Origin of the sequence: Polynucleobacter sp. SHI8, from assembly GCF_027944005.1 — a bacterium.
In the GTDB taxonomy this organism is placed as follows: domain Bacteria; phylum Pseudomonadota; class Gammaproteobacteria; order Burkholderiales; family Burkholderiaceae; genus Polynucleobacter.
The window spans coordinates 663,485-682,195 of the sequence record NZ_AP027204.1; the positions used below are offsets into that span (position 1 = coordinate 663,485).

Below are 18,711 nucleotides of genomic sequence, written 5' to 3' on the forward strand. Positions count from 1 at the left end.
TCATGCTTAAACACCTATCGATTCTGGATCAATCTGCTGCGGTAGAAGGTGTTTCTCATGCAGCAGTGATTCAGAATGCGGTTGATCTAGCTGTGCATGCAGAAGAGTTGGGATATCGACGTTTTTGGGTATCTGAACATCACAGTCATCCTAGTATTGTTGGAACTGCCCCAGAAATATTGATGGCCGCCATCTCGCAAAAAACAAATCGTATTCGACTAGGTAGTGCTGGAGTGATGTTGCCTCACTATAGTGCATTAAAAGTTGCTGAGCAGTTTCGGGTTTTAGAAAGCTTAGCGCCAGGACGAATTGACTTAGGTGTTGGACGAGCGCCCGGAAGTGATATGCGAACTGCTCAAATACTCAATCCGCAAGCACAATCTGCAGCGCATTTTCCGCAGCAAGTGCAAGAGTTAGATCTTTGGTTACGAAATGAGACTTTTCCGACAGGACATTTAGCTAAAGGCGTGCAGGCGTTTCCATTGGGGGATACATTTCCAGACTTATGGATTTTAGGGAGTTCTGACTATGGGGCACAACTTGCAGCATATTTAGGATTGCCCTATGTGTTTGCTCACTTTATTACCGATGGAGAAGGTGCAAAACAAGCGATCGATTTATATCATCATCAATTTAAGCCCTCGGACCGACTGCAAGAACCCCAGGTGATTGTTTGTTTATGGGCATTAGCGGCACAGGACGAACAAGAAGCTTTTTATCAGTTTAGAAGTAGGGCGCGTTGGAAAATCGACCGTCAAAAAGGAATTCTGGGAACGATGATGCATCCAGACAAAGCCGGGAATTGGCAAAATGCGCAAGATGAAGCTCAATTTAAAGCCATGTGTCAAAAAGGCTTCGTTGGATCAGCTGAAGTAGTTACTCAAAAGATGCATGATCTTTCACAGGATCTTGGAATTGAAGAAATTGCAGTGATTACTTGGGCTCATGATTTTGAGGTCAGGAAACAGTCCTACACCTTATTGGCGAAAAAACCGTCATAAAAGAAGGCTAAAATATCTTTTTATTTTAAAAAAATAGATAATGAGTCGAAAATCCGCCTTTGTCACCTCTTCTGTAATGCTGCTTGCGAGTTTACTTACTTTTTTACTCTGGCATTTAAATAAAAATCAACAAAAGGCTTTAGAGCAACCTGAGCAAGTAATTTCTGCAAAACAAAGTACCACTTCCGCAGATTCTTCTCCTCAACTTCAAATTCCCTCGAGTATTGATCGAACCGTTGATTTAATTACTGGAAATACGCTGGCACAAAATAAACCTGCCAACTTAAAACAAGAAGAGTGGCAAAAAATTAATGAGTTAATTCAGGGGAGTTGGTCAAACTATTCCACCAAAATGGGAAAACCCATGTTGAGTTGGTCTAGTAATGAAGTTCATAGTGATGCTAAAAAAGTGTTTTATCCATTTTCTGGACCAGATTTTACGACCTTGTATCAAATTTACCCACAAGCAGATCATTATGTAATGTCTGCTCAGCAAAGAGGAGAGCGCTTAGTAGATTTAAGTCAGCTCAGTCCAAGTGCGGCATCCCAAACAATGGAAGTTTTAAGTTCAGCTTGGAAAAGTTTTGGTAGTGATGGTTTTTTTGTTACAGAGTATTTATTCAAGTACATCTCGACGAATAAAGTAAAGATTGGGGCGACTACTTTAATCGCTTCATTTGCCCATCTGCATCAATTCTCCATCCAGAAAATTGTCCCCATATCGATTGATTCTGATGGTTCTGTCAAAGAGTTAACTGAAGATCAATCTTGGGATTCAGTTCGCTTTTATCTCGTGAAAGACAATAGACCAGTCATCTTAGATTACGTGAGAATGGATTTATCAAATGACGGCATGAAAGATAGCCCTGCTCATTTGGCATTTTTTCGTGAGTCTGCAAAATCACCCGTCCTGTTAAAAGCAGCATCTCATTTACCTCAGCACAAGGGATTTACGATGATTCGTGATGAGATGTTAAATAATGCACCGATGGTTGTTCAAGATGAAACTGGTTTGGATTATCAACCGCTCAATCAACAATTTAATACCGTTTTATACGGCAGCTTTGTGAAAGCGTACAAGGTATTTTCAACTTACAACACCGAGCTTGCAAAGGCATATAAGCTTCGCGACGACGAAAAAAAATTACCATTCAGAATTGGTTACTTTAAAGATGGCAACTACGCACTCATTGTTGCCACTCGAAAACTCTAACACTTCGTTAATTATCGATAAAACCGTCTCTCAAAGTGTCTATAGTGACGGTGATAACGCTCAAATCTTTGTTGATAATACAGATTAGGATTGTGTGATTGAATGACAGGAACCACTATGATTCTTGGAAGAGCAATAGGCTCAAAGGGTCGAAAACTAGGTCGTGTGGAAACACTCCAACCACGATCTTGTGCTTTAAAATCTGGCGAAGAGGGTTGATGAGAACTCCATTCTTCAGCAGATGCACCTCCTTGCACGATGAAACACAAGGTAATCATTACTTTTAATAGGTTTTTCATGACCAACTCCTCTGTGAGATTTCTTACTTAGTATAACGTCATAAACCAGAAAAAGTTTACAGTTTTTGTCTCACAAATTAATTTTAAACCTGGGGGCTATGCTTTCTAGGTTGAATTCAAGTAAAAGGTGTTTCAGTTGTTCGCTTGCTTGTTGCGATTTGCTGGAGGATTGAAGTTTCCTTGCGATGATTAATTCATTTTTCATCGAGTGTTCCCAGCCAACTAGTTCGGTTACCGTGACCTCATATCCACAGGACTCTAAATATAAACAGCGCATGACATTGGTTAGATGACTGCCAAATTCTCTAGTATGGATTGGAAATTTCCAAAGTGCTGAAAAGTAATTATTTTTCAATACCTGAGATTTTTTTTCTTTCAGTAACCCAGCTAGCTCTGCTTGGCAACAAGGCACTAAAACAATATGCGGAACATTTCGATAGAGTGCGAAATTGATGGCATCATCTGTAGCCGTATTACATGCATGCAGCGCCGTGACGATATCGATTTGTTGGGGAAGATCTTTTGAGACAAGAGCTTCTTGAGTATTTAAGTGATAGAAAAGCATCTGCTCAAAATGGATTCGCTGGGCTAATTCTTTGGAGTGTTGAACCAAATCCTCTCTGAGATCGATCCCTATGATTTGAAACGGATGGGGCAGATGCTTAGCAACTAGATCATAAAGTAAAAAACCCAAATAGGATTTGCCTGCTCCAAAATCAACAAGATTAAATGATTGTTTTTTCTGGGAGAGATCCGCAATGATTGGTTCGATAAACTGCACCAAATGAAAAACTTGCTTTAATTTTCTGCGACTATCTTGATTCATTTTGCCATCACGAGTCAAGATATGAAGCTCTTTTAACAATTCAATCGATTGATTGTCACGTACTTCATATTTGTCATTGTTTGTTTTGATGGGACTAGTTTTCATCTTGAATATTATCTAATTGAGTCATCGGACTCATGAGAATTTTTCTAGTATGAACTAATGCAACCAAGTCGGAGGATTTTTAGCCTTTTTGGCAATATCTTCCATTAATTGTTGATGCAACATTTCTTCCTCAGAAGAGGCTTTGAGAATAATTAAATCAGACGCCGAAGGTAACTGCAATTCCACGCTAGAGTGATTGGATGTTTCAACCCCTGAATCCATCATTAAATCATTTTGACCTCTCGTCATGCACAAGTAGACCTCGGTCAAGAGTTTTGCGTCGAGAAGGGCCCCGTGGAGAGTGCGATGATCATTTTTTACACCAAACCGGTTACATAAATCATCAAGACGATTCCTTTTACCAGGAAACATCCTTTGGGCGTCGGTCAGGGTATCAATCACACCGACAACGATGGAACTAAAAGAATCCAGACCTAGACGTTTAAACTCCATATCTAAGAAGCCCAAATCAAACGCGGCATTATGAATAATCACCTCAGCCCCTTTAGAAAAAGAGGCAATTTCAGAGACAACATCTGCAAAAACTGGTTTATCTTTTAAAAAGTCTTGACGAAGACCGTGGATTGCCGCAGCCGCTTCAGGCATATCTCTTTCAGGATTGATATAAAAATGTAAATTGTTACCAGTCATTCTGCGATTGATAAGCTCAATACAGCCTATTTCGACTAGGCGGTCACCGTTATTCGGGTGCAAACCTGTTGTTTCGGTATCTAAAATAATTTGACGCGTAATTTTCAATTGAATACCTTAAATTCCTTTGAGTGTTTCTTCCGAGATTTGCATTGGACCATTACCAGCATACTTATCCAAGTAAATATAAATGATTGGAGTGATGTACAAAGTAATCACTTGAGAGAATGCTAGTCCCCCAACAACGGCGATACCAAGAGGTTGTCTTAATTCTGCGCCGGCACCAAGACCAAGCGCAATTGGTAACGCCCCCATCATAGCAGCAAGAGTTGTCATCAGGATAGGTCTAAAGCGAACTAAGCAGGCCTCATGAATCGCTTCATGAGCGGGCAGGTTTCTAGATCTCTTTGCGTCTAGTGCGAAGTCAATCATCAGAATCGCATTCTTTTTCACGATACCAATTAATAATAGGATACCGATTGTTGCAATAATGGTGAGCTCCATACCAAACATTTGCAAAAAGACTAAAGCTCCAATAGCTGCGGAAGGTAGTCCAGCAAGAATGGTGAGTGGATGAATATAACTTTCATACAACACGCCAAGTAAAACATAAATCACACCTAATGCAGCAATCAATAAAATTGCTTGACCGCCCTGGTTGTCTTTAAATACAGCAGCATCACCACCATAGCTGGTCAGGATTGTATTTGGTAATTTGATATCCCGAGTAATGTTCTCTAATTTTTTAGTGGCATCGCCTAATGGAACATCAGGTGCTAAGTTAAAAGAGATAGTAACCGCTGGAATTTGTCCTTGATGGTTCACCGCGGTAGGACCGATAAATCGTTTGAATGTGGCAAGGCTTGACAATGGAATTAGTTTATCCGTTGTACGACCACGCATATAAATTGAATTAAGGTCTGATTCAAATTGTTTATCTTGCGGAGTGACTTCAAGAATGACTTGATAGGTATTCACCGGAGTATAGATAGTAGAAACTTGTTTTTCGCCATAGGCAGTATAAAGAGCTGTTCGAATATCTTGAATCGTGACTCCTGATGAAGCGGCTTTTTCACGGTTGATATCAACTTTTAAGCTAAGTCCTTTTAATTGTGAGTCGCTTGTAACATCTCTAAAGATCGGGTCCTTTTTCATCTGTGCTTGTACTTTTTCAGACCATTCGTTAATACCCTCTAAGCCAACACTTTGAAGAATATATTGAAATCTACTTTTACTCGATCTTCCACCTAGTTGTAGATTTTGAATGGGGCGCATGAAAACAACTAAACCAGGAATTTTTCTAAATTCTCTGCGTAGCTCTTCCTGCAACTTACTCATTTTCGGACGTTCACCTTTGGGCTTTAAATTAAGGAACATTCGACCTGAGTTGATACCTGTACTAGCACCGCCACCCAATACAGAAACAAAACTTTCCACATAAGGACTTTGATTAATCATATCTGCTGCACGGTCCTGAAGCGCTAGCATTGATTCAAAAGAAATATCCTCAGATGCCTCTGTTGTCACAATGATTTGGCCAATATCTTCCTCTGGAAAAAATCCTTTAGGAACATAAATAAACATAGCAATAGTGATCGCAAAAGTTGCAAAAGCAATACCTAAAACGATTTGTTTATGCTTGAGAGCTACAAGAAGAGTACTAGAGTAGCCATGGTAAATAGCATTGAACAAAATATCAAATTTTCTGGTAATCCAATATTCTTTGGGTTGGTTCGCGTGATTCGCCATGTTTGGTAAAAAGCGACTACATAACATCGGCACTACGGTTAAAGAAACGACTGCAGAAACGAGAATAGATAAACTCACAACAACGGCAAATTCTCTAAAGAGAAGACCTACAGGCCCTGGCATAAAGAAAATAGGAATAAAAACGGCTACGAGTGAAATAGAGATAGAGATAATCGTAAACCCAACTTCTTTACTACCTTTTAAGGCGGCTTGTAAAGGAGACATACCTTCTTCGAGATAGCGAATAATATTCTCTAAAACCACAATCGAATCATCAACCACAAGGCCAACCGCTAAAGTAATACCTAGTAAGGAGATGTTATCTAAGCTATACCCCATCCAATACATTAAGAAAAAAGCACCGATTAATGAAATAGGCAAACTCAGAGCAGGAATGACAGTAGCTGAGACGTGTTTTAAGAATAGGAAAATCACCAACACAACTAAGAAAATAGTCAGCATTAAAGTAAGGTTCACATCGTGAATCGCTTCTTTAATCGACTTTGAACGATCATTGAGTTGGTTAATTTGAATGGATGCAGGTAGTTGCGCCTGAAACTGCGGTAGCATTTCTTTAATGGCATCAACCACCTTCACAGTATTTGCATTGGGTTGTTTTTGAATAGCCAAGGTAATTGAGCGATCAGATTTATACCTACCCATTGTTCTTACGTTTTCAAATGACTCTGAAACTTCAGCCACATCACCCAAGCGAATCGGAAAACCATTCCGTTGGGCGATAATAAGATCTGAGTATTCAGAAGCTTTAATCATTTGACTATTGGCATAGATCGTTAATGATTGTCTTGGACCCTCTAGTAACCCTACTGGAGAATTCGAGTTGGCTTTGTTAATGGCAACACTAATGTCATCTAACGTAAGATTATTCAGGGCTAATTTTGCTGGCAGAGCTCGAACACGAACGGCGTATCTCTTTGCGCCAAAGATAATCACTTGCGCAACGCCATCAATCGTAGATAAATTTGGCGATAGTAAATTTTCCGCATAATCATTGATAGTTGAAAGACTCATCGAAGGCGAAGTCATGGTCAGATATAAAACGGGAGCATCTGCGGGATTGACCTTCCTATACGATGGTGGAATTGTCATTTCGATAGGCAGTCTTCTTTGGGCGCGTAACAAGGCTGCTTGCACATCTACGGCAGCTTTATCAATATCTTTTGAGTTATTAAATTCCAGGGTGACACTTGTACTACCTAGAAAGTTCGTAGAGCTAATAACGTTGATACCATCAATCGTGGAAAACTCTTTTTCTAGCGGTAAAGCTACGCTGGAAGCCATATTTTCCGGGCTAGCCCCTGGAAGTGAGGCAGATACTTGAATGACTGGTGAGTTAAAACTCGGCAATGCCGCAACCGGAATTTTCGTATAGGCAATCGTTCCAGCAACAATGACTGCTAGTGATAACAACACTGTCATTACTGGGCGTCTGATACATAATTCTGAAATTGTCATAGAGAATTCCTGGTTGGATTAGGCTCGAATACCTATTAAGATGCTTTCTTAGACTCTTCTTCGGTTGCTTTTCTTGCGGAACCTTCAACAACTTTTAGACCTGGCCGAATGTTTTGCTTACCTTCAACAACCACGCGATCACCTTCTTTAAGACCAGTTACAGCAACGTTACCATTGCCTTGACTGAGAATCTTAACTTTGTTGAGTACCGTTTTGTTATCTGCGTCTACTGTGTAAATAAGATCCCCTTGGGTATTGGAGACTAAAGACTGACTAGGGACAACGATGGCATCTTTGAGGAGTTTGGTTTGTAAATTGACATGCACAAATCTACCTGGAGCTAATGCGTAATCAGAATTATCTAAAGTTGCTTTAACGCGAACTGAGCCTACGGCAGGATCAATTTGATTATCAATCACATATACCTTGCCTTCTTTGAGAACACCTCCACCAATGTCGACATTGACAATTAAGCCAGTAGAAGAACGTTGAAGTTTGATGAGTTCAGCCATATACGCTTCAGGAATAGTGAATTGCACATTGATAGGATTTAACTGACTAATCGTCACCATCGAACTTTGCGTACTAGTTGCCGTGGCAAGCGAGGTGGTCGAAACGGCATTACTCGGAGAGACTAGCGACCCTGGAAATACATTAATTACACCTGCGCGCCCAGAAATTGGGGAGCGAATATAGTCATAACTCAGAGTGACTTGAGCTGAGTTGGCTGCAGCTCTAGCTGAGTTAGCATTTGCCATTGAAGTTTCAACACTGGCTTTAGAAATAAAATTTTGTTTCGCTAGTTCTAAAGATCGTTGATATTGACGCTCAGCATCTTCTGCCAATGCTTTAAACTTTTCGTAATTAGCTTTATCAGCTCTGTCATCAAGCGTAAACAGTAAATCACCTTTTTTGATGTCTTGACCATCTTTGATGTGGATTTGAGCAATGACATTCGCTACTTGAGGACGAATGTCCACGATATTGGTGGCAACAATATTTCCTGAAGTTTCGATAATGACAGGGAAATCTTGTTGGACAGCTTTGGTTGTTACAACGGTTTGGACTACCTCAGCTGGCTTTTTTTTAGGACTTAAAAATGAGGAATAGAGAAAATAGGCTAAAGCAGCAATTAATGCCAAGCCAATGAAGTAAATAATCGTTTTTTTTAGAGTAAAACGCCTAGTTGCTGATGTATTCATGAATCTCCAATAATTCGAATCTTATATTAATTATTAAAAGCCTTAAATTCAACAAGTAAAGGCGTTGAAATTCTCAAATTGTGATTTTCTCACAAGTTTTTTAGAAAAGTTTAAAAATATTAAACTTGTGTTTAAAGTGCTAAAAATTAAGTAATTCCAGCCTCGAAGGCACCTCGATTGGCAAGTTCGTCTGCGAGATCGTTTCCGGGGTCTCCGGAGTGTCCTTTAACCCAGTGCCATTCAATCTCGTGTCTATTTAAAAGTCCGTCAAGAACCTGCCATAAATCTACATTTTTGACTGGTGCTCGCGAGGCCGTTTTCCAGCCAGCTTTTTTCCAATTTTGTAGCCATTCGTTGACACCGCGATTGACATATTGCGAGTCTGTAAAAAGTTGAACATGGCAAGAAGACTTGAGGGCTTTTAAGGCTTCAATCACTGCTGTCATTTCCATACGGTTATTGGTCGTATTTTTTTCTCCACCATAAAGGTGTTTTTCATTATCACCTGAGCGTAAAACAACTCCCCAACCGCCGAGTCCCGGATTTCCTTTGCAGGCACCATCGGTATAAATAATGACTGAGTGTTTATTTTTGTTCATAGTTAGAGTTGGATCTTGCCACGGGCTTTAAGGCAGTAGGAAGGATTTTGCGATTGGGTTTAATCAGCCCCACCATTTTAGTTCCCGGAATTCTTTTGATGGCACTCAAAATAAATACCGAGCCCATAAAAGGCCACCATCGATCTCCCACTTTATCAAGAAGAGTTTGACCATGTAATCGTGAGCTATGTTTAATCGGAATGCCATAACAACCAAATCTGCCACGATCTATTGAGTAATTGAGCAAATTTAGCCAATCTTTAATCCTACGATGACTAATAAACTGTCCGTCTTTGGGCAGAAAGGGGCGGTCAATTAAATTGCCACTATATTGACGCAGACCCCACAAACTGTAGGGATTAAATCCTGAGATCACAATTCGGCCCTCTGGCCTTAATATACGATGAATTTCTCGAAGGGCTTCATGAGGACTTTCCATGAACTCCAAGACATGAGGCAAGGCAATCAAATCAAAGCTTTCATTCGCAAAAGGTAGGTCGTAAATAGATCCCTGACAAATAATAGGTATATTCGAGTCCAGTAGCTCATCATGAAAAGGCTGAGTTGGTAATAGCATTTGCCAACGGTGAGTAATACGGTTATTTGTGAGACAGGATAATTGGGGAAGTCCAATTTGCAATGCTTCAAAACCAAAAGAATCTTCCACGGATTTGCTAAATTGCTTACTCTCCCAATCAAGTACGTATTGACCTGGAGATGTACTTAACCACTGATCCCATTCATTTTGAGAGTATTTGGAATTTTCTGAAGTGCTTGGTATCATCGGTATGTGATTCAAATCAAAGTGATTAAGACATTTTCTTGAAAGATAAATTGGAAAATACTTCCCTGCAGTTTAAACAAATTCCCGCATTTAATGATAATTACTTATGGGTAATCATACAAAATCAACACGCTTGGGTAGTTGATCCAGGTGATGCTACTCCTATTATTAGTTTTTTTGAAAAAGAAAACATTGTTTTAAAAGGTATTCTTATTACCCACCACCATTTGGATCATATTGGCGGTGCAGAGCAATTATTGGCATGGAGCAAAAAACTCAATCAACCACCAGTGACTGCCATAGGGCCATTACATCCTGGGATTACATTTTTAGATCGAGTGATTGAGGATCAAGATGAGGTGGAACTGTTTCCTCAATTGAATGCTAGAGTGCTTGCAGTTCCGGGACATACACTTTCACATGTGGCCTATTATTTATCTCAGTCAACACTCAATCCAATACCACGGTTGTATTGTGGCGACACGCTTTTTGCAACAGGTTGCGGCCGGTTATTTGAAGGAAGTGCAAAAGATATGTACCAATCACTTAAAAAATTTGCTCAGTTACCTGATGTGACTTTAGTTTGTTGTGCCCATGAGTACACCTTGTCAAATATCAAGTTTGCTTTGTCCCTGGATGAGAAAAACCCTGATTTATTAGCTTGGTCAAAGCAGGCAGCAGAATTGCGTCAGCATCATTTACCTACAGTCCCAACCACAATTGGTTTAGAGAAAAAAGTAAACCCCTTTATGAGATGTGATTTACCTAGTATGATGGAAATAGCTCAACGAGCGTCACAAGGAAGGGTGAGTGCCCCTTCTGAAGTACTTGCTGTGATTAGAAAAATGAAAGATAGCTTTTAAATGACGCGAATTATTTTTATTGCGATGTTTTGCACCCTCTTAGTAACTGGCTGTGCAACCAATAACACAGAGAGTAACACTTGGACCAATGAGCCGATTAAAAAATCTCAGGAAATTGTAAAACCAAAGAAGGAGGTTAAGGTTTACGATGATTTATGGGAGAGGATTCGTCTAGGGTTTGATGTTCAAGACCCTAATTTAGAAATTATTGACCGTCATGTGCGCCAGTTGAAGTCTAATCCAGCATACGTTGACCGCTTATTAGAAAGATCGTCTTCCTACCTTTTTTATATTATTGAAGAAGTTGAAGCCAGAGATATGCCAAGTGAGTTAGCTTTATTGCCCTTTGTGGAGAGTGCTTTCAATCCTAAAGCAGTTTCTCCGGTTAAGGCTGCAGGCATGTGGCAATTTATGCCAGCGACTGGAAAATATTTTAAGTTAGATCAAAATATTTTTCGTGATGAACGTGGCGATATAGTTAAATCAACAAGAGCTGCGCTGGATTATCTCCAAAAGCTTTACGATATGTTTGGTGATTGGCATTTGGCCTTGGCGGCTTATAACTGGGGTGAAGGTTCAGTAGGCAGAGCAGTTGCAAAGAATAAGTCAGCTAATTTAGAAACAGATTACTTTAGCTTGTCGATGCCTAATGAAACCAGAAATTATGTACCCAAGCTATTAGCTTATAAAAGAATTATTGATGAACCTGCCAAATATGGCTTTAAGTTACCTAAAGTTGCCAATCATCCCTATTTTGTTTCTATCCCAGTGACTCAAGATATTGACGTTGATAAGGTAATTCAACTATCAGAAATAACCCGAGAACAGTTTTTAGCGCTTAATCCTTCGTATTATGGACCAGTCATTTTATCGGGGTTTAATCAAGAGATTTTGCTGCCATATGGTAAGGCGGAGTTATTTAAGAAAAATTTAAGTTCTAACAAAACCCCACTAACTAGTTGGACTGTGGTGAAGATAGATCGAACCGATACTGTTGATTCTTTAGCAAGTCGCTTAAATACCGATGCGGATCAAATTCGGGATGTAAATAAAATTCCGAAGGGAATGAAAATTCGTTCTGGATCAACCATAATTATTCCTAGAAATGGGACTCATCAGGGTAATGTGCCGGTTGAGTTAGCGCAAAATCCAAGCTTAAGTTTAGAGCGTGAATTTGTACCTGTACCTATCGTGATGAGATGTAAAGGAAAGAAATGTGTTGCTGTTCCTAGTAATCTTGCCAACTATAACTCTAAAGATAGTGCAAAGGTCATGAGCGCATCCAATCAACCGAAGGCATCTTCTTCCAAAGACGTTAGTAGCAAATCATCGAGTAAATCTTCAAAATCATCCCCTCCAAACAGTGAGGTGGGTAGTAAGTCAACAAGTAAATCATCGACCACAAAAAAATCTAATAGTAAATAAACTAGGGGTTGTTCAATGGGAAATTACCTTCAAACACATCAACAGTCTATCCAACAGCCTGAAATTTTTTGGGGCGAACAAGCCAAGAGAATCTATTGGGAAAAGCCGTTTTTGCAGGTTCTAGATTATTCTGCGCCACCTTTTGCGAAGTGGTTTGTTGATGGAAAAACCAGTATTTGCTACAACGCATTAGATCGACATTTAAAAGACCGAGCTGATCAAACTGCATTAATTGCCGTATCGGTAGAAACCAATACCGAACAAACATATAGTTATCAAGAACTTTATTTAGAAGTGAATCGCATGGCTGCCATTCTGAAATCCTATGGAGTAGGTAAGGGCGACCGAGTTTTGATTTATATGCCCATGGTGGCGCAAGCTTGTTTTGCCATGTTGGCAGTATTGCGCTTAGGCGCTATCCATTCAGTTGTATTTGGAGGATTTGCTGCGCATAGTTTAGCTGCCAGAATTGAAGATGCAGAGCCTAAATTCATTATTACAGCTGAGGCAGGAATGAGAGCTGGAAAGGTTGTGCCGTATAAGCCGTTATTAGATGAAGCTATAAAGATTTCTGCTTACAAACCTGAGCATGTTTTGATTGTTTCAAGAGGCCTTTGTGATTTCGCATTAGTGGCAGGTCGAGATGTAGATTATGCAGTTGAAAGACAAAAACATATGGATGATTTGGTGCCATGTGAGTGGTTAAATGCTACCGATCCCTCTTATATTCTGTATACCTCAGGAACCACAGGAAAACCTAAAGGAGTTCAAAGAGATACAGGCGGATATGCTGTCGCACTTGCCACTAGTATGGAATACATTTTTTGTGCAAAGCCAGGTCAAACGATGTTTTGTACTTCAGATATTGGCTGGGTTGTTGGCCATGGGTACATTATTTACGGCTCCCTGATTCATGGTATGGCAACGATCATGTTTGAAGGTACGCCACTCAAGCCAGATCCAGGCATATGGTGGAGTTTGGTTGAGAAGTATCGCGTATCAACTATGTTTTCTTCACCTACGGCGATTCGGGTATTAAAAAAACAAGATCCTCAATTTATCAATAATTACGACTTGTCTTCATTAGAGTCATTCTTTTTGGCGGGTGAGCCACTCGATGAACCAACCGCTCAGTGGATTTCTGGCGCCATACAAAAACCAATTATTGATAATTACTGGCAAACAGAAACTGGTTGGCCCATTTTGTCATTGCAGCGGGGCATTGAGGACATGCCAAATAAATTCGGCTCTCCTGGAGTGCCAGTTTTTGGTTACAACATGAAGTTGTTAGATGACGTAACTGGCGAAGAGTTACCCGCAAATGCCAAAGGGCTATTAGCGATTGAGGGACCCTTACCCCCCGGATGTATGCAAACAGTATGGGGTGATGATCAGCGATTCGTTAGTACTTACTGGCAAAGTTTTGCGGGAAGACTTGTATATTCCACCTTTGATTGGGGAATTAAAGATGAGGATGGCTATTTCTTTATTTTGGGTAGAACCGACGATGTCATTAATACCGCTGGCCATCGTTTAGGGACTCGAGAAATAGAGGAGAGTATTTCTAGTCACCCCAATATTGCTGAGGTAGCCGTTGTTGGTGTCGCCGATGAGCTGAAGGGGCAAGTAGCCATTGCATTTGCAATACCTAAAAGCCATTCATATGAAGATACTTTTGAAAAAGAATTAATGAATGTAGTTGATCAACAGTTAGGCCCTGTAGCAAGACCGGCAAGAATCTACATCGTCGACGCTTTACCAAAAACTAGGTCAGGAAAAATTGTTCGAAGGGCATTACAGGCGATTGCTGAGCATCGGGATACTGGAGATATTAGTACGATGGAAGATAAAAATGTATTGAATCAAATTAAAGAAGTGATTTTTAAGGCTTAAAAAACTGGATCACCAATAATTTTGAGGAAATATTATTTTGCTTGTTATAATAGATATGTTTCGTAACTTCCTACATATCCCTAGCGCTTAGATCAATTTCCTCCCGTTAAACTCACCTCCGGGACAAGTCTTTGGGTGAAGTAGATCTTGGGGCAGCAGGGTAATGGAGAATGATTTGCTGCCACTATCAAAAAATAAACTAACTACATTAACTTCACAACTACCGCCAGCCGTGCTTCTTTTGGCTGATGGAACTCAATTTATTGGAAAATCAATTGGTATTCAGGGTGTCAGTTCAGGAGAGGTCGTATTTAATACCTCCATGACTGGTTATCAAGAAATTTTTACTGACCCTAGTTACACCCAACAAATGATTACCTTGACATATCCACATATTGGTAATGTGGGTATTAATGATCAGGATAGCGAATCCAATAAAATATATGCATCAGGCGTTATTATTCGGAACTTATCCCCAATTGCGTCAAACTTTAGAAGTCAAAGGTCTCTTCAAGATTTTCTGACAGAGCAGCAGATTGTTGGAATTTCCGAGATTGATACTAGGCATTTGACTACGCATTTGCGTGAGCATGGGGCACAAAGTGGTGCCATTGCTACAGGTAAATTGGGGCAATCTTTAGAGTCGCTGATTGAGTTGGCCAAAGAAAAATTAAGTTCTTTCCCTGGAATGACTGGCTTGGATTTGGCAAAAGTAGTTTCCACTACTTCCCCTTATGAGTGGTTAGAAGGGGAGTGGCATCTATCAGGATCAGATGAAAAAACCGGATTTAATCAAGTCATACCGAATAAGCATGTAGTGGCCTATGATTTTGGCGTTAAGAAAAATATTTTAAGAATGCTTGCTCAAAGAGGGGCTCGCGTGACAGTAGTGCCAGCTCAAACCTCCGCTGCAGAAGTTTTGGCAATGAATCCTGATGGAGTTTTCTTATCAAATGGCCCTGGTGATCCGCAGCCTTGTGATTATGCAATTGCGGCTACCAAAGTATTTTTAGATAAAAAAATCCCACTTTTCGGGATCTGTTTAGGTCATCAAATTATGGGACTTGCCGCTGGCGCAAGTACCTTAAAAATGAAGTTTGGACATCATGGCGCAAATCACCCTGTGAAAGACTTAAAAACGGGCAAAGTTGTCATTACTTCTCAAAATCATGGATTTGCAGTAGATGCTACAACTTTGCCAAATAATGTTGAGCCTACACATGTATCCTTGTTTGACGGATCTCTTCAAGGTATGGCTTGGCTAGATCGTCCAGCTTTTTGTTTCCAAGGACATCCTGAAGCTTCTCCAGGCCCACAAGATGTCGGATATTTATTTGATCGCTTTATTGAGTTGATGTGAGAGTTTAGATGCCAAAGCGTAGCGACATAGAAAGTATTTTAATTATAGGAGCTGGCCCCATTGTGATTGGCCAGGCTTGTGAGTTTGATTACTCTGGTGCTCAGGCTTGTAAAGCCCTGAGAGATGAGGGATATAAAGTTATTTTAGTCAATAGTAACCCTGCGACGATCATGACAGATCCTGAAATGGCAGATGTTACTTATATTGAACCAATTACTTGGGAAGTTCTTGAAAGAATCATTGAAAAAGAACAGCCTGATGCTATTTTGCCGACTATGGGTGGTCAAACTGCTCTGAATTGTGCGCTTGATTTGTTTCGTAATGGCATATTAGAAAAATACAACTGTGAGTTAATTGGCGCATCCCCACAAGCAATTGATAAAGCTGAAGATCGTCAAAAGTTTAAAGAGGCAATGACAAAGATTGGCTTAGGCTCTGCCAAGTCAGATGTCGCTCACTCATGGGAAGCTGCCCAACAGGTTCAACAAAATATTGCTAAATTAATTGGTGGTAATGGCTACCCCGTCATTATTCGACCATCTTTTACTATGGGTGGATCCGGGGGTGGTATTGCGTATAACCGTCAAGAGTTTGAAGAAATTTGTAAACGTGGATTAGATTTATCTCCAACTCGCGAGCTATTGATCGAAGAGTCATTGCTTGGTTGGAAAGAATATGAAATGGAAGTTGTTCGAGACAAAAACGACAACTGTATTATTGTTTGTTCAATTGAAAACTTTGATCCTATGGGAGTTCATACAGGGGACTCTATTACGGTCGCCCCTGCGCAAACATTGACCGATCGTGAATATCAAATCATGAGAAACGCCTCGATTGCTGTTTTACGTGAAATTGGTGTTGATACAGGTGGATCGAATGTTCAATTTGCGATTAATCCTCAAGATGGGCGGATGATTGTGATTGAAATGAATCCACGAGTTTCCAGGTCATCCGCTTTGGCTTCAAAAGCCACAGGTTTTCCGATTGCAAAAATTGCCGCCAAATTAGCTGTTGGATTTACTTTGGATGAGTTGCAAAATGAAATTACAGGTGGAGCGACGCCAGCATCTTTTGAACCATCAATAGATTATGTTGTGACAAAAGTCCCGCGATTCGCATTTGAAAAATTTCCAGAAGCTGATCAGCATTTAACCACTCAAATGAAATCTGTTGGAGAGGTCATGGCGATTGGTAGAACTTTTCAAGAGTCATTACAAAAAGCTTTAAGAGGTTTAGAAGTTGGAGTGGATGGTTTAGATGAGAAAACAACGGATGTTGATGAAATTATTTTAGAAATTAAATCACCTGGACCTGAGCGTATTTGGTATGTAGGAGATGCTTTCAGATCAGGGATGAGTTTAGAGGAAGTCCATGAACATACTGCAATCGATACATGGTTTTTGATTCAAATTCAAGAAATTATTGAAATTGAACAACTCCTTGCCACTCGTCAGCTTGAAACCTTATCCCCAGAAGAGCTGCGCTATGTTAAACAAAAGGGTTTTTCTGACCGTCGTTTAGCCAAGTTAATGAAGTCTGATCAGAGTTTAGTTAGAATTCGTCGTCACGAATTTGATATCCGGCCCGTTTATAAGCGAGTGGATACGTGTGCTGCCGAGTTTTCGACTAATACAGCTTACATGTATTCCACCTATGAAAATGCAGATGGAGTGTGTGAAGCCAAGCCTTCAGCTAGACAAAAAATCATGGTTTTAGGTGGTGGCCCTAATCGTATTGGACAGGGTATTGAATTTGACTATTGTTGTGTCCACGCTGCTTTAGCGATGCGTGAAGACGGTTATGAAACGATTATGGTCAACTGTAATCCTGAAACAGTATCTACAGACTACGATACCTCTGATCGTCTTTATTTTGAGTCTTTAACCTTAGAAGATGTTTTAGAAATCGTTGCTCTAGAAAAACCACTAGGAGTGATTGTGCAATACGGAGGTCAAACGCCCCTCAAATTAGCACTTGATCTTGAAGCAAATGGCGTACCTATTATTGGTACATCTCCAGATATGATCGATGCTGCTGAAGATAGAGAACGTTTCCAAAAACTGTTGCATGAACTCAATTTAAGACAACCACCAAATAGAACAGCAAGAACAGAACAAGAGGCCTTGAGTTTAGCTTTAGAAATTGGTTATCCACTCGTAGTTCGCCCATCATATGTATTGGGTGGTCGTGCAATGGAAATCGTCAACGATGGGACAGATCTTGAGCGCTATATGCGTGAAGCTGTCAAAGTCTCCCATGACTCACCGGTACTCTTGGATCGTTTTTTAGACGATGCAATTGAATGTGATGTAGATTGTATAAGTGATGGTGAGCGTGTCTTTATTGGTGGCGTGATGGAGCATGTGGAGCAAGCCGGAGTTCACTCTGGGGATTCAGCCTGTTCGCTTCCTCCGTATACCTTGTCTCAAGCAACCATTGAAGAGTTAAGACGTCAGACCCAAGCCATGGCAAAGGGTCTGCATGTAGTTGGTTTAATGAATGTTCAGTTTGCTATTCAACAAATTAATGGTGAGGACATTGTTTACGTCCTTGAAGTTAATCCGCGTGCATCAAGAACCGTCCCATTTGTTTCCAAAGCAACCGGTCTACAGTTAGCTAAGATTGCTGCGAGATGTATGGCTGGAAGATCTTTAGATGAGCAAGGCATTGGAGACGAAGTTAAGCCAAGTTATTTCTCTGTCAAAGAGGCAGTTTTTCCATTTAACAAATTCCCTGGTGTTGACCCGATTTTAGGGCCGGAAATGCGCTCTACTGGAGAGGTGATGGGAGTTGGTAGGACATTTGGTGAGGCGCTATTTAAATCCCAGTTAGCTGCTAGTACATTACTTCCAAGTAGCGGTACCGTTTTATTATCTGTAAAAAATAGTGACAAACCTCGGGCTGTTGAAGTCGCGAAAATGTTGCATGCGATGGGCTACCCCCTTGTGGCTACTCGCGGAACAGCTAAGGCGATTGAAGCGGCAGGTATTCCTGTGCGATCAGTCAATAAGGTAAAAGAGGGTCGCCCGGATATTGTTGATCTCATTAAAAATGGTGAAATCACTCTGGTCTTTACAACAGTGGATGAAAACAGGGGTGAGATTGCAGATTCTCGCTCTATACGAACTACGTCGCAATCGAATAAAGTTACCTATTACACTACCATTAGTGCTGCATTAGCAGCCGTTGAGGGTCTTCGTGCCATCAACGAACTAGAGGTTTATGATTTGCAAAGTTTGCATCAATCCTTACAATAATTATATTT

General features: G+C 40.4%; 14 protein-coding genes. 7 read left to right on the forward strand and 7 right to left on the reverse strand.

The features are described from left to right. The first annotated feature begins 2 nt into the window (after positions 1 to 2). Positions 3 to 1,001, forward strand: coding sequence for an LLM class flavin-dependent oxidoreductase (locus tag QMN06_RS03400; protein WP_281971122.1), 999 nt, complete (start codon positions 3 to 5; stop codon positions 999 to 1,001). A gap of 40 nt (positions 1,002 to 1,041) precedes the next feature. Further along, positions 1,042 to 2,214: a hypothetical protein gene (locus QMN06_RS03405; RefSeq protein WP_281971123.1), complete on the forward strand. Its 1,173-nt coding sequence runs from the start codon at positions 1,042 to 1,044 to the stop codon at positions 2,212 to 2,214. An 11-nt stretch (positions 2,215 to 2,225) separates the two neighbouring features. Here the strand turns inward: QMN06_RS03405 and QMN06_RS03410 are convergent, their stop codons facing one another. The 7 genes from QMN06_RS03410 to QMN06_RS03440 all read right to left on the reverse strand — a co-directional run bounded on the left by QMN06_RS03410 (position 2,226) and on the right by QMN06_RS03440 (position 9,905). Beyond that, a complete protein-coding gene (locus QMN06_RS03410) occupies positions 2,226 to 2,513 on the reverse strand; it encodes a hypothetical protein (RefSeq protein ID WP_281971124.1) in 288 nt (95 codons plus the stop codon). A 70-nt stretch (positions 2,514 to 2,583) separates the two neighbouring features. After that, a complete protein-coding gene (locus QMN06_RS03415) occupies positions 2,584 to 3,444 on the reverse strand; it encodes an SAM-dependent methyltransferase (protein ID WP_281971125.1) in 861 nt (286 codons plus the stop codon). A 54-nt stretch (positions 3,445 to 3,498) separates the two neighbouring features. Next, a complete protein-coding gene (gene dnaQ, locus QMN06_RS03420; protein ID WP_281971126.1) occupies positions 3,499 to 4,203 on the reverse strand; it encodes a DNA polymerase III subunit epsilon in 705 nt (234 codons plus the stop codon). A gap of 9 nt (positions 4,204 to 4,212) precedes the next feature. Next, a complete protein-coding gene (locus tag QMN06_RS03425; RefSeq protein WP_281971127.1) occupies positions 4,213 to 7,320 on the reverse strand; it encodes an efflux RND transporter permease subunit in 3,108 nt (1,035 codons plus the stop codon). A 35-nt stretch (positions 7,321 to 7,355) separates the two neighbouring features. Continuing rightward, positions 7,356 to 8,522, reverse strand: coding sequence for an efflux RND transporter periplasmic adaptor subunit (locus QMN06_RS03430; RefSeq protein WP_281971128.1), 1,167 nt, complete (start codon positions 8,520 to 8,522; stop codon positions 7,356 to 7,358). Between the two features lie 146 nt (positions 8,523 to 8,668). Then, on the reverse strand, positions 8,669 to 9,121 hold the full coding sequence (gene rnhA, locus QMN06_RS03435; RefSeq protein WP_281971129.1) for a ribonuclease HI: 453 nt from the start codon (positions 9,119 to 9,121) through the stop codon (positions 8,669 to 8,671). After that, positions 9,108 to 9,905 carry a class I SAM-dependent methyltransferase gene (locus QMN06_RS03440; RefSeq protein ID WP_281971130.1) on the reverse strand — a complete coding sequence of 266 codons (798 nt, stop codon included), beginning with the start codon at positions 9,903 to 9,905 and terminating at the stop codon, positions 9,108 to 9,110. Before QMN06_RS03440 ends, rnhA begins: the two co-directional genes overlap by 14 nt. A 38-nt stretch (positions 9,906 to 9,943) precedes the next feature. On the opposite strand from QMN06_RS03440, the gene gloB reads away from it, so the two are divergent. The 5 genes from gloB (at position 9,944) to carB (ending at position 18,703) form a co-directional block, all read left to right on the forward strand. Beyond that, positions 9,944 to 10,768, forward strand: coding sequence for a hydroxyacylglutathione hydrolase (gene gloB, locus QMN06_RS03445; RefSeq protein WP_281971131.1), 825 nt, complete (start codon positions 9,944 to 9,946; stop codon positions 10,766 to 10,768). After that, complete coding sequence (locus QMN06_RS03450) at positions 10,769 to 12,193, forward strand: transglycosylase SLT domain-containing protein (RefSeq protein WP_281971132.1); 1,425 nt, start codon at positions 10,769 to 10,771, stop codon at positions 12,191 to 12,193. A 15-nt stretch (positions 12,194 to 12,208) separates the two neighbouring features. Continuing rightward, positions 12,209 to 14,086, forward strand: a complete 1,878-nt coding sequence (locus tag QMN06_RS03455) for a propionate--CoA ligase (protein ID WP_281971133.1) — start codon at positions 12,209 to 12,211, stop codon at positions 14,084 to 14,086. A 178-nt stretch (positions 14,087 to 14,264) separates the two neighbouring features. Beyond that, positions 14,265 to 15,446, forward strand: a complete 1,182-nt coding sequence (gene carA / locus QMN06_RS03460; protein ID WP_281971717.1) for a glutamine-hydrolyzing carbamoyl-phosphate synthase small subunit — start codon at positions 14,265 to 14,267, stop codon at positions 15,444 to 15,446. Positions 15,447 to 15,454: 8 nt separating this feature from the next. After that, on the forward strand, positions 15,455 to 18,703 hold the full coding sequence (carB, locus tag QMN06_RS03465) for a carbamoyl-phosphate synthase large subunit (protein ID WP_281971134.1): 3,249 nt from the start codon (positions 15,455 to 15,457) through the stop codon (positions 18,701 to 18,703). Positions 18,704 to 18,711: the final 8 nt, after the last annotated feature.

Bases quoted from the DNA above. Each gene is read 5' to 3' on its own strand.
- QMN06_RS03415 (WP_281971125.1), bottom strand. From the start codon at position 3,444: ATGAAAACTAGTCCCATCAAAACAAACAATGACAAATATGAAGTACGT.
- QMN06_RS03425 (WP_281971127.1), bottom strand. From the start codon at position 7,320: ATGACAATTTCAGAATTATGTATCAGACGCCCAGTAATGACAGTGTTG.
- QMN06_RS03430 (WP_281971128.1), bottom strand. From the start codon at position 8,522: ATGAATACATCAGCAACTAGGCGTTTTACTCTAAAAAAAACGATTATT.
- QMN06_RS03410 (WP_281971124.1), bottom strand. From the start codon at position 2,513: ATGAAAAACCTATTAAAAGTAATGATTACCTTGTGTTTCATCGTGCAA.
- QMN06_RS03440 (WP_281971130.1), bottom strand. From the start codon at position 9,905: ATGATACCAAGCACTTCAGAAAATTCCAAATACTCTCAAAATGAATGG.
- carB (WP_281971134.1), top strand. From the start codon at position 15,455: ATGCCAAAGCGTAGCGACATAGAAAGTATTTTAATTATAGGAGCTGGC.
- QMN06_RS03455 (WP_281971133.1), top strand. From the start codon at position 12,209: ATGGGAAATTACCTTCAAACACATCAACAGTCTATCCAACAGCCTGAA.
- QMN06_RS03400 (WP_281971122.1), top strand. From the start codon at position 3: ATGCTTAAACACCTATCGATTCTGGATCAATCTGCTGCGGTAGAAGGT.
- QMN06_RS03405 (WP_281971123.1), top strand. From the start codon at position 1,042: ATGAGTCGAAAATCCGCCTTTGTCACCTCTTCTGTAATGCTGCTTGCG.
- rnhA (WP_281971129.1), bottom strand. From the start codon at position 9,121: ATGAACAAAAATAAACACTCAGTCATTATTTATACCGATGGTGCCTGC.
- QMN06_RS03450 (WP_281971132.1), top strand. From the start codon at position 10,769: ATGACGCGAATTATTTTTATTGCGATGTTTTGCACCCTCTTAGTAACT.